General features: G+C 68.2%; 6 protein-coding genes. 4 read left to right on the forward strand and 2 right to left on the reverse strand.

Annotated elements, in window-relative coordinates:
* Window positions 1–26: 26 nt before the first annotated feature.
* A complete protein-coding gene (locus AC1D1W_RS11600; protein WP_243181199.1) occupies window positions 27–4,874 on the forward strand; it encodes an NAD-glutamate dehydrogenase in 4,848 nt (1,615 codons plus the stop codon).
* A gap of 36 nt (window positions 4,875–4,910) precedes the next feature.
* Entirely contained in the window at window positions 4,911–6,380 is a 1,470-nt protein-coding gene (locus AC1D1W_RS11605; protein ID WP_079552959.1) for a sensor histidine kinase, read from the forward strand.
* 139 nt (window positions 6,381–6,519) lie between these two features.
* Here the strand turns inward: AC1D1W_RS11605 and AC1D1W_RS11610 are convergent, their stop codons facing one another.
* Window positions 6,520–6,768: a WhiB family transcriptional regulator gene (locus AC1D1W_RS11610; protein WP_003804966.1), complete on the reverse strand. Its 249-nt coding sequence runs from the start codon at window positions 6,766–6,768 to the stop codon at window positions 6,520–6,522.
* A gap of 404 nt (window positions 6,769–7,172) precedes the next feature.
* On the opposite strand from AC1D1W_RS11610, the gene AC1D1W_RS11615 reads away from it, so the two are divergent.
* Window positions 7,173–7,568: a hypothetical protein gene (locus AC1D1W_RS11615; RefSeq protein WP_028276013.1), complete on the forward strand. Its 396-nt coding sequence runs from the start codon at window positions 7,173–7,175 to the stop codon at window positions 7,566–7,568.
* On the opposite strand, the gene AC1D1W_RS11620 is transcribed toward AC1D1W_RS11615, so the two are convergent.
* Window positions 7,536–11,939: an FtsK/SpoIIIE domain-containing protein gene (locus AC1D1W_RS11620; RefSeq protein ID WP_476943752.1), complete on the reverse strand. Its 4,404-nt coding sequence runs from the start codon at window positions 11,937–11,939 to the stop codon at window positions 7,536–7,538. The two genes, AC1D1W_RS11615 and AC1D1W_RS11620, sit on opposite strands and share 33 nt — an antisense overlap.
* Window positions 11,940–12,228: 289 nt before the next feature.
* Here AC1D1W_RS11620 and AC1D1W_RS11625 point away from each other — a divergent pair.
* A partial coding sequence (locus AC1D1W_RS11625; protein WP_476943753.1) for an FAD-dependent oxidoreductase occupies window positions 12,229–12,417 on the forward strand: 189 nt, incomplete at its 3' end.

Here is a 12,417-nt window from a genome sequence, read left to right on the forward strand (position 1 = left end):
TGAACTTCTTTTATGGAGGCGTTTCGATGTCGTCTGGGTCCAGCGTGGAGGATCAGCCCGTCTCGATCGGTAGCAGCGAAAGCTACCTCGGGGATTACTACGAGCACCTCGCGGAGGAGGATTTCCGGGCCTATCCCCAGGAAGTCCTGACGGCAAGGACCGAAACCCACCGCCAAATCGCGGCGACGCGGAAGCCGGGCATCGCAAACATCGCCCTTCGTGACGAGGCAGACTGCAGCGTCCTGTACATCGTCACCGACGATATGCCCTTCCTCGTGGACTCCGTCAACGCCGAACTGGTCCGGCAGAACGCGCCCATCCACCTCGTGCTGCACCCACTTTTCGTAGTGACCCGCAACCGGGAGACCGGCAACCTCGTCAAGGTGGCCCGCGTCCCCTCCCACCTGGGCATCTCCAGCGGTGACACGGCGGCCATGCCGAACCTCTCCCACCTGATCGCCGAGGGCGACAACGCCTCGCACATGGAATCCTGGATCGCCGTCGAGATCGACCTCGTCGACGAGGAGAAGCGCGCGGAGCTGGTCAAGGGAATCTCCCGCGTGCTTGGCGACGTCCGCGCCGCCGTCGAAGACTGGCCGAAGATGCGCACGAAAGCCCTTGAAATTTCCGCGGATCTGGACCGGGTGGCCAACCGAGCGCAGATTGCCGAGCTGCGCCAGGCCCAGGACCTGCTCCGCTGGCTCGATGACGGGAACTTCACCTTCCTCGGTTACCGCGAATACGACCTCGTCAACGAATCCGGCGAGGATGTCCTGGAACTGCGCGAGGAAAGCGGCCTCGGCCTGCTCCGCGCCGGTGCGGACACCCGCCAGGTCCAGCACCTCACCGAGGCCGGCAGGAAGAAGGCCCGCGAGAAGCGCGCGCTCGTGATCACGAAGGCGAACTCCCGCTCTACCGTGCACCGCCCGGCGTACCTGGATTACATCGGCGTTAAAAGCTTCGACGCCGCCGGCAACGTCAACGGCGAACGCCGCTTCATCGGCCTGTTCGCCACGACCGCCTACGCCGGTTCCGTCCGCGATATCCCCGTAGTCCGGGAGAAAGTCGCCGCTGTTCTCAGCGACGCCGGCTTCCCGCCGGACTCGCACTCGGGCAAGGACCTCCTCGGCATCCTTGAAACCTATCCGCGCGATGAGCTCTTCCAGATCGAAATCCCGGACCTCGCCGCCATCGCCACCGGCATCCAGCGGCTGCAGGAACGCCGCCGGACGCGGCTCTTCCTCCGCCCCGACATCTACGGCCGCTTCATGTCCGCCGTCGTCTACCTGCCCCGCGACCGCTACACCACCAACGTCCGCCTGCGCATTGAGCAGGAACTGCGGGAGACCTTCAACGCCGTCTCCATCGACTACGAGGCGCGCATGACAGAGTCCGCTCTGGCCCGCCTCTTCTTCCGGATCCGGCTGCCCAAGGACGCCGACGTCAGCAACGTCAACAGCGACGAACTGGAGAAGCGCCTGGTCCGGGCCGCCCGTTCCTGGGGCGAAGGCATTTCCGAAGTTCTGCGCGCCCGCGGCGACGGCGCCAAGGAACTGGCAGCGGTCTGGGCCGAGGCGTTCCCGGCCGGGTACCGGGTGGACTACGAGATCGAAGACGCGCTGCAGGACATCGACCGCTTCGAAAAGTACGGTGCCGCGGCCGAACGGGCCGGCGAAGCCGTCAAGGAGCACCCCGGCGTCCACGTGTACCTCCCCGACGGCGCCGGAGCCACACTGGAAGAGGACGCCCGGGTCAAGCTCTACATGCTGGAGCCGAAGAGCCTGAGCCAGATCCTGCCGTACTTCCACAACCTCGGGCTCGAGGTCCTGGACGAGCGCCCGTTCGAGATCGAGACCGCGGATCACCGGGACTTCTTCCTCTACGACCTCGGCCTCAAGTACCCCGCCGGCGTGGATCCCCAGGCCACCGGACAGTTGCTGGGCGAGTTCTTCGGCGCCGCCGTGACCGGCGCCGTGGAATCCGACAGCTTTGACCGGCTGGTACTGCGGGAGGGCATGCACTGGCGCCAGGTTGTCGTACTGCGCGCTTACGCCAAGTACATGCGGCAAATGGGCAACACCAACTCCTTCGGGTTCCTGGCTGACACCCTGCTGGCGAACCCGGACGTCACCCGGGGACTCAGCGCCCTGTTCACTGCCCGGTTCGACCCGGCGCTCAGTGACTCCGGCCGCGTGCTCAGGGAGGTAGAGGTCCTCGCCGGACTGGATGCAGCGATCGAGCAGGTCGCGACCCTCGATGCCGACCGCCTGCTGCGCACGTTCAAGAACCTGATCCAGGCCACGCTCCGCACGAACTACTTCCAGAACAAGCCCCACATGAGCTTCAAACTGGATCCGTCCCTGATCGAGGGCCTGCCCTTCCCGCGGCCGATGTTCGAGATCTGGGTCTACTCTCCCCGGGTCGAGGGCGTGCACCTGCGCTTCGGCAAGGTGGCCCGCGGCGGCCTGCGCTGGTCGGACCGGCGCGAGGACTTCCGCACGGAAATCCTGGGCCTGGTGAAGGCGCAGACCGTCAAGAACGCCGTCATTGTTCCGACGGGCGCCAAGGGCGGCTTCTACGCCAAGCAGCTCCCGGACCCCGCGGCAGACCGCAGCGCCTGGATGGCCGAAGGTGTTGAGAGCTACAAAACGTTCATCCGCGGACTCCTGGACATCACGGACAACCTGATCGTGACGCCCGAGGGCGAAACCGTCCGGCCCCCGGCCGACGTCGTGCGCCATGACGACGACGATTCCTACCTTGTGGTCGCGGCCGACAAGGGGACGGCGTCCTTCTCCGACATCGCCAACGGACTGGCCGGCGAATACGGCTTCTGGCTCGGGGACGCCTTCGCCTCCGGCGGCTCCGTCGGCTACGACCACAAGGCCATGGGCATCACCGCCCGCGGCGCGTGGGAGTCGGTCAAGCGCCACTTCAGCGAACTGGACCTCGACACCCAGGCCGAGCCCTTCACCGTGGTGGGCGTCGGTGACATGTCCGGCGACGTGTTCGGCAACGGCATGCTGCTCTCCAAGCACATCCGCCTGCTGGCTGCCTTCGACCACCGGCACATCTTCCTCGACCCCACCCCTAACGAGGCAACGTCCTACGCGGAACGCCAGAGGCTCTTTGAACTGCCCCGGTCCTCCTGGGATGACTACGACAAGTCGCTCATCAGCGAAGGCGGCGGCGTCTTTGCCCGGCAGGCCAAGTCGATCCCCGTGTCCGCGCAGGTCCGTACCGCCCTCGGCCTCCCGGAGGGCACCACGGAACTGAGCCCGCCGGAGCTCCTGCGCGCCATCCTCCTCGCCCCGGCCGACCTGCTCTACAACGGCGGCATCGGCACCTACGTCAAGGCCAGCACCGAAACGAATGCCGAGGTCGGCGACAAGGCCAATGACTCCATCCGCGTTGACGGCCGCGAACTGCGGGTCAAGGTGGTTGGGGAAGGCGGAAACCTGGGGATGACCCAGCGCGGACGCATCGAGGCCGCGCTGCAGGGCGTCATCCTCAACACGGACGCGATCGACAACTCGGCCGGCGTCGACTGCTCGGACCACGAGGTCAACATCAAGATCTTCGTGGACCGGATGGTAGCGGCAGGCAAGCTTGAGCCCGCCGAGCGTGCGGACTTCCTGGCCTCGATGACCGACGAGGTCGGCCGGCTGGTGCTTGAGGACAACATCGACCAGAACATCCTGCTCCTCAACGACCGGATGCGTGTCTCCGAATGGAGCCCGAGCTACGAACGGCTCATGGACTGGCTGGAAAAGTCGGCGGACCTCAAGCGGGACCTCGAGGCCCTGCCCACCACGGACACGCTGCGCGAGCGCCTGGAACAGGGCCAGGGGCTGACCTCTCCGGAGCTGTCGGTCCTGGCCGCCTACGCCAAGATCGAACTTGCCACGGCTTTGCGCGACAGCGACCTCGCCGATGACCCGTGGTTCCGCATGACGCTGCGGGCCTACTTCCCGGAGCAGCTGCGGGAGAGGTTCGACGCCGAACTGGACACCCACCCGCTGCGTCGGGAGATCATCGCGACCGTGGTTGCCAACGACATGATCAACCTCGGCGGCATCACCTTCGCGTTCCGTGCCATCGAGGAAACCTCGGCCACGGAGGCCGCCGTCGCCAAGGCGTTCGTGGCCCTCCGCGAGGTCTACGAGCTGGACATCATGGTCAAGGAACTCAACGAACTGCCGGCGTCGTTCCCGACCGAACACTGGAGCACCGTCCACCTGGACATCCGGCGGCTGCTGGACCGCGCCGTCCGGTGGCTCCTCGGCCAAGGCTCGGCGTCCCGTCCGATCGCCGAGATCGTGGCCGAATTCAAGCCGCTGATGGATCCCATGCGGGCCCGGCTGCTCGACTACCTCCGGGGCGACGACCGCGCCCGCGTGGCCGAATGGCTGGAGAAGGCGCGCAGCTGGGACCTTCCGGAAGACCTGGCCCACCGCTGGGCGGAACTGTTCGAGAGCTTCGTGCTCCTGGACATCGCCAAGATCGTCCACGGCAGCAAGGAATCCGTGGCCGATATTGCCCACGTGTACTACACGGTCTTCAACCGCTTCCATGCAGATTCCCTGCTCGAACGCATCACCAAGCTGCCGAGGGAGGACCGCTGGCAGGCCCTGGCCCGCGCAGCCCTTCGCGATGACCTCTACTCCACCGTCTCGGACATGACGACGGCCGTGCTGGAGTGCACCCCGGCCGGGACTCCCGCCGAGGAGCGTCTTGCGGTCTGGGAGGGCCAGAACGCGGAGCAGCTGGGCCGGGCGAAGTCAATGTTTGACGAGGTCAATGCGCTCGAGGCGGATGACATGGCCTCACTGTCGGTAGCATTGAGGCTCTTGAGGTCAATCGTCCGACGCTAAGGGGCAGCCGTCCCTGGCGTCGCAAATGGAGGTGCTGTGGCAATCTTTACGGACCCAATCAGGGAACATGCTGATTTTGGCCCGGGGGATGCCGAATGGCTGCATCTCCTGGTCGGCGACTGGCAGATGGTCGCCGACCTCGCGTTCGCCGACCTGGCCCTGTGGTTTCCGCACCCGGAGTTCGGCTATGTGGCACTGGCCCACGTCCGCCCCTCCACCACGCACACGGTGTTCCACGCCGACTTCGTGGGGGAGGGGATCCGGTCGGACCTGCAGCCGCTGGTCGACAAGGCGTGGGAGAGCCGCGCGATCGAACGCTCCAACGAGACCAACTGGAGCAGCGACATGGCCCTGCGGGTCGAGGCGGTCCCGATGGTCCGCAACGGCCGCACCCTGGCGATCGTGACCTCCCATATGGACCTGTCGAGTTCGCGGATGCCGTCCCGGCTCGAGCTCACCTACCGGCAATGCGCCTACGATTTGCTGCGCATGGGCACCCTGGGCCTGTGGCCGGACTTCGCGTCGCCCACAGGCTCGCGCCGCGGCGCGCCCCGTGTGGGTGACGGTTTGATCAGGCTCGACGCCGAGGGGATCGTGCAGTATGCCAGCCCCAACGGGGTCTCCGCGTTCCGCCGCCTCGGCGACGGCGAGTCCCTCGAGGGCCGGTCCCTCGCCGAGGTCACCGCCGGGCTTCTGCGGGACCGGCGCATGGTCGATGAAACCCTGCCGCTCGTCGTCACGGGCCGGATGCCGTGGCGCAGTGAAATCGAGTCACGCGGCGTGAGTCTTTCGCTGCGCGCGATCCCGCTGCGCGACGAGCAGCAGCGGTTCGGCGCCCTGGTCTTGTGCCGGGACGTCTCGGAGCTGCGCCGCCGGGAGATGGAGCTGGTCACCAAGGACGCCACGATCCGCGAAATCCATCACCGGGTGAAGAACAATCTGCAGACTGTCGCCGCCCTCTTGCGGATGCAGTCGCGGCGCATGGTCAGCGACGAGGCCAAACAGGGGCTCGAGCAGGCCATGCGACGGGTGGCGACCATTGCCCTCGTGCATGAGACGCTCTCGCAGGGCCTGACCCAGAGCGTTGATTTTGACGAACTCATCGGCCGCCAGTTCAGGCTCTCTGCCGAGGTCGCCTCGCCCTCGCAGCAGGTCAAGACACAGCGTTCCGGCCTCTTCGGCGAACTGCCGAGCGACTTCGCCACGCCGTTGGCCCTGGTCATCAACGAGCTGGTCACGAACGCCGTCGAGCACGGGCTGGAGGGGCGCACCGGTACCGTCTGGCTCGTCGCCGACCGGTCGGAGAGCGAGGACGGGGATGAACTTCTTACCGTGACGGTGGAGGACGACGGCGTCGGACTGCCGGACACGCCGTATGTCGAGGGCCTGGGCCTGCAGATTGTCCGCACGCTGGTCATGAGTGAACTTGGTGGCACCATCCACTGGCAGGGAAGGGACGGCGGGGGAACCGCCGTCCAGATTGTCCTGAGCCTGACGCCGCGCTGACAGCCTGACGCCGGGGGCACTGATGCCGGGCGCACCGGCTTAAACGGGCAATGGCCGCGGACCTGTGGGTCCGCGGCCATTGCTGCAGGGTCGTGCGATCGTTGCCGGCACCGTAGCTATCGGTGCTTGGGCAGCAGAATCAGGAGGCGCGCCGTGCCCTTGCTGCGCGGCGCTTGAGGGCGCGGCGCTCGTCCTCGCTCATGCCGCCCCACACTCCGGCATCCTGGCCGGACTCCAACGCCCACTGCAGGCAGGTGTCCACGACCGGGCAGCGCCGGCAAACACTTTTCGCTTCCTCGATCTGCAGGAGGGCAGGGCCGGTGTTTCCTACGGGGAAGAACAGCTCCGGGTCCTTGTCAAGGCAGGCTGCGCGGTTACGCCAATCCATGCTGATCAGTCACTCCATTCCTGGGAACTCGTTAAATGCCTTTGTGAAATTATTCACTAGAGGCTTCATAAGAAAAGGGCCCATTGGGGCCCCCTCGGTCATCTGGATTAAGCGTGTCATGTTAACGCTGTGTAAACAAGGGGTAATAGAGGCCAAGATGCCTCGAGACCGTGAGCGATGCATCACATTCAGTGGCGGCGTCCTCACATCTAGTCGACTATGTCCGGTAGTGTGCCAGTGTGTCAAGGCCCCCTGTGAACCCTGAAGATCCCCGTGAAAATGCCGGCGAAGACCCCGGTGAGAATCCCCGCGAAACCCCCGGTGAGAGTCTCCCTGAAAATGCCGGCGGGCCTCCTGAAGCAAATTCGCTGCCGAATCCGGGCGTAGCCCCTGGCGGTGGCCCTGTGCGGCCTCGGGGAATTGTTGTCATCGCCGTGGTCGTGGCACTGGAAGCCACGGCGCTGCTCGTGGCGGCCGTCTGGTACGGGACACAGCTTCTGACCGGGGCGCCGGTACTCTCTTTTTGGGGTGCCGTCTTTACGCTCTGCCTGCTGCTGGCCTTCTCCGTGTGGCTCTTTGCCGTCGCCCGCTTCCTGCTGCGGGGGTTCCGCTGGCCGCGGGCCGGTGCCCTCGTGGCCCAAATCTTCGTGCTGACCATTGGCTTCCCCACCCTGACCGGCGGCTATCCGTTGGCCGGACTGGCCATGCTGGTCCCCGCTGTGACGGCGATCGTGCTTCTGTTCGACAAGCGGGTCATAGCGTTCGCCTCACGGGCAGCCGGAGCCCCTCCCGCCCTGTAGAGGTCCGTCCCGTGCGGCGTGCCGCCCGGGGGAGATGTGGTCCGGGCCGCCGTCGGCGCGGAGGAGTTCCGGGCGGACGGCCGGGCGGAGCGCGGCCAGCTGGACCGGCGTCGCGCGGCCGTCGGAAATGACGACGGCGCGTCCCGGCGGAGGACTGTGCTCCGGTTCGAACCGGACCCCGAACGGCTCACTGTCCATGAACCCCCGCGGACGTATCAGGACCGCCCGCCCCTGGCCGCGCGCGATGGCAGCGAGATCCACCCGTTGCCCAAAGCCCGGGCCAAATCCCGCGGTGAGGATCACCCTCCAGCCCAGGCTGTTCAGGGACGCCAAGGCCCTGTTGGCCTCGGGTGAGAGCAGATCGGCGTCGTCTGCGAGCGCAATCGCTGTCCGGTCCAAGGTGCCCGCGAGTGCGCTGGCGTGGAGCCCGGACCAGTACTGGCCGGATGCGGTTCCCGGCCGTGGCGCGAGCCAGCCGCAAGCAGGGTTCATCCCCGGCAGTGCAGCCAGCAGCGTGCTTTTTCCCGAGCCGGGGCCGCCGAGGACCGCGAGAACGCCGCCGGAGGGCAACTGAATCTCCTGCGGCCGCAGTTCGTCGCCGCCGACCCCGAGGACCAAAGCAACCGCCGGGACCGGGACATCCGCCGGGCCGGGCATGGCGCCGGGCCCGGCAGCAGGCCCACGAGTCCTCCGCCCTGGACCGGAGCCGCACCGGGCCAGCACCTCGTCCACGGTCACCGACCCGGGCAGCGCGTCCACCCGGAAGGGCCTCTTCGACACGGCCCCACTCGTGGGACGCGGCCCGCCAGCGGCCGCTGGTTCGAACAGCTGGGCGGCGTGCCCGGTCGCAAGAGGCGTGGGAACGAAGGCGCCGAACACGGCCACGCGGCCGGGGACCGGTTCCAGCGCCGGAAGCCGCGGCCATGCGAGGTGGCCTTCGTCGGTAGAACCTAAAGGGAAGAAAATCCGGTTGGGCAGGCCAGCGAAGAACCTCGCGGTCACCAGCTCACGCCCGCCGGAGACGAGGACAGTGATCCCTGCCAGGGAACCGTCCCGCACGATGTCATGAACGAGGTCTTCTGCCCAGGCCAGCGGCCCGGACCGGAATGCCGAAACCCAGGCGCCCCAGCCGCTGACCACCAGAACCAGCCCGGGCCGCGGCCGGCCCGCAGGCGCACCCAGCCGTGACGTGGCTTCTTCGGCGACCCGCCGCAGCACCCTGGCAGCCCGGCGCACTTCGTGCAGGCCGGCTACGGCGCCGACCCGGGATTCCGCTGCGGTGCCGCTGAAGGCGCCGGCGGCGTCAAGTATGTACAGGTGCGACTCCACCCTGCCGGCCAGAAGCTGCTCAACTGCGAGGGCCAATATTCGGTCCCCGGCGCCGGTTTCAGCGCCGACAAGGCCCAGATGCCCATGGCCGGCGGGACTCCAGCCCAGCTCCGTGACGCGTTGGAGTTCCGGCAGGTCCACCCGCCCCAGCCGGACTATGTCCCGCCCGGCGGGCCCGGAACCTGGGTGCGGCAGCAGGGCGGGCAGCGGATCTGCCACCGGCCGGCGGGGCGTTCGTGTGCCGAGACCCTGCCACACGGCCGCAGCGGCGTCGATCAGCGCCGCCGCCCCATGTGCCGGAGCCAAGGCCGGAGTCAGGGCCGGAGCCGGAAGCGGTGCAAGGACCGCGCCGTCGTCTGCTTCGCGTCCGGCGGAGCCGTCGGACCGGAAACCGGCGGCTGCCGGTGGCCGGGTTAGCTCGTCCGTGGCCGTGCGAACCGTGACCGTCCCGGGTGACCGCGGGTCGGCCCGGGGCGTCAGGGTGGCCGTCTGGAATTCCTCCGGAGCTTGCGCACCGCGGATCAGGAATGCCCGCCCGGGGCGTGCGATGGGAATCGCGGCCGCGAGCCCGGAGCCCATCACGTCATAGGATTCGGGGCCGGACTGGACCCGGAGCGCGATGCATGTGGTGACGTTGGCCCTGATGTCGGCGTTCAGGGCTCCCTGCGGGCGCTGGGTGGCCATGATGAGGTGTATCCCCAGTGACCGGCCGATGGCGGCAATCCTCATAAGCTCGGCGAGGGCGCCGGGCGCTTCGTCCACCAGGATCCTGAACTCGTCAACGATGATGACCAGAGAGGGGACTGGCGGTCCGGCGGCCGGTGACGCCTCGTAGGCCGCGAGATCCGGGGCATTGGCCCGGGCGAGCAGTTCCTCCCTCCTGCGGACCTCGGCCCGCAGGGAAACCAATGTGCGCTCCACCTGCGCAGCGCCCAGATCGGTCAGCATGCCGACGCAGTGCGGGAGGCCGGTGAGTGGGCCCAAGCCGGAGCCGCCCTTGAAATCTATGAAGAGCAGGTTGACCCGGTCCGGCGGATGGCTGGCCGCGAGGCCGGCGGCAAGAGTCCGCAAGAACTCCGACTTTCCGGAACCCGTGGTCCCCGCGACCAGGAAGTGCGGACCGTCAGCCTTCAGGTCGATCCGCACGGCACCCCGGACCGCTGCGCCGACGGGCGTACCCAGCCCGGTCTCCGCGCCGCTCCGGGACCAGCGCCGGGAAATGTCCTGTGCAGCGAGGGGAAGGACGTCTGACAGGCTGCAATGATGCGGGATGGCCGGCGGGGGAGTCGCCGGCGTACGCCGTGCGGCACTGAACCCACGGCAAAAGCGGTCAAAGACCTCGGCCGGGACCAGATCCGGCACGAAGTCCACGGGCGGGGACCCAGGCCTGATCAGGGCGCCGCGCCGGCCGAGGACAATGCCAGGGTGTACGCCGGAACCGGGCTCCGGCGAGCACTCGATCACCCTCCATCCGTGCGTCGCCGCCATTGCCCTGAATGGCGGGCCGGCTCCAGCAGCGCCCGGACCGGGTGCGGCACCTGACTGCGCCGGAGTGTTCCAAAGAATGAGGACACCGCGGTCGAATCCTTCGCCATGAACCGGAGGACCGCCTGGTCCGCCTGGATCCCCGGGACCGCCGGGACCGCCGGGACTGCCGGGACTGCCGGGGCCGCCGGGATCGCCGGCAAGCACGGCCGCAGTGGTGGCGTCGTTCGCGGACAGTGTGACGCCGGGCAGGAAGCGGGCCGGCAACGGCACCGTGTCCGCCGGGCCATGCAACAGCAGTCGGGTGCTCTCCGCCAGGGGATAGGCGGCCAGTTGCAGGATGAACGAGCGCATCAGTCCGGCCGTCGCGGGCGCGGGGCCGTGGACGGTCACCACCGCCGGGACCGGGTCCAAGGTCAGGGGCACCTGGCCGAGCGGCGGTGGCCGAAAGCCGGCGTCGGGTGGTTCGGGCCGGATGTTCGCGCTCTGTTCCGCCAGCCCGAGCCGCAGGCAGATGTCCGGCGGCTCCCCGCCAGGCGCACGGGCTGTGGGGGGCACCGCAGCCGCGCAACTAATGGTCAGGTCAGCCGCGGAGGGTGCGGCGTGCCGGCGTCGTTCCCTGTCCTGCAGGGCGGCCCCCGCCACAGCGGCCTGGAACTCGCGGCGCTGGCGGCGGCCCGAAAGAAACGGGACCAGGACGGACACGCCAGAGACTGCGGTGAAGGCCAAGAACATCCACATGCCGGTGAGAAATGCCAGGCCGACGCCGACCAGGAGCGGCAGCACCGCGGCCAGCGCCATGGCGGCGCGGTGGCCTGGGGCGGCGGTGCCGCGGACAACCAGCGGCGCGGCAACGCTGGAGCCTGCCAGCGACGTCACGGCGTCCGGGGCAGCACGGGGCACACCCGATGGCCAGAGCCGGAGCGAGATAGTGGAGTCGCCGCAGCGGATCGAGGACGCCGTGGTCACCGGGGCCTTTCGCACGCTCCGGCCATCGACGCTGGTACCGTTCGCACTGCCGAGGTCCATGATCGTGACGTCCGAGTCCGCCACGTCCAGGCGCGCGTGCTCCCGGGAGAGCGCGGCATCAGGGATCACGACCTCGGTGCCGGCGCGTCCGATCCGGAACCTTCCCCGCCGCAGGGCGACAAGCGTGCCCGCGCCGGGACCGCTGTCCACGGCGAGCAGCAACGTGGCAGCGTGCCGTTGGCCCGGCCCGGAGCGGAATGCCGCGCCCGATCCCGTCACGAGCCCAGCACCCTCAACCGGCCCAGCACCCTCAACCGGCCCAGCACCCTCAACCAGCACAGCACCCTCAACCAGCACAGCACCCTGGACCAGGGGAGGCACGCCAACGGTCATGACGGCGACCGGAGCTCCCCGGACCGACAGCTCACCGGTCCCGTAGCGCCGGGCGACGGCAGCCTCCAGATCCGCGCCCGGGCACGGGTCGGGGACCTCGACGGAGAGCTCAATGAGCTGCCCGTCCGGCGTCGTACCGGCTGCGGGGGCGCGCTGCATCAGGCTGCTGGGCGCGAGAGTGCAGTGGTAAATCATCCGCGGCATCCTTTCCGAGCGGCCGTCCGGTTCCACGGGTCCTGTTCCACGGGTCCGGTTCCACAGTAGGGAGACTCCGGCCCGGCAGTGCCGGGGAAAATGATCCATGTGGAAAACGCTTCGGAGCGGCGCCGCTGCCCCCGCCATGCGGGGCTCCCGGACCCGTGACGGGGGTGGCATCTGATCGCTGGGCCAGCCGCGATTCGCCGGTACCCACAGGGTCTCAGGTAGGCTAGACCAGCAGACAATGCACAACATTGCGCTGCCCGCATTCGAACCAGGAGAGTTTGTGACCGCTGACCTCGTCATCGTAGGGTCGGGCTTTTTCGGCCTGACAATCGCAGAACAGGCCGCCACTGAGCTGGGCTTGAAGGTAGTCGTCATCGACCGCCGGCACCACATTGGCGGCAACGCCTACAGCGAAAAGGAAGAGCAGACCGGCATTGAGGTGCACCGCTACGGTGCCCACCTCTTCCAC

The sequence above is a fragment of the Arthrobacter sp. P1_B4 genome (assembly GCF_056406555.1).

Excerpts from the sequence above, each read along its gene's own strand:
- AC1D1W_RS11600 (WP_243181199.1), top strand. The coding sequence starts at position 27 with ATGTCGTCTGGGTCCAGCGTGGAGGATCAGCCCGTCTCGATCGGTAGC.
- AC1D1W_RS11610 (WP_003804966.1), bottom strand. The coding sequence starts at position 6,768 with ATGGATTGGCGTAACCGCGCAGCCTGCCTTGACAAGGACCCGGAGCTG.
- AC1D1W_RS11620 (WP_476943752.1), bottom strand. The coding sequence starts at position 11,939 with ATGATTTACCACTGCACTCTCGCGCCCAGCAGCCTGATGCAGCGCGCC.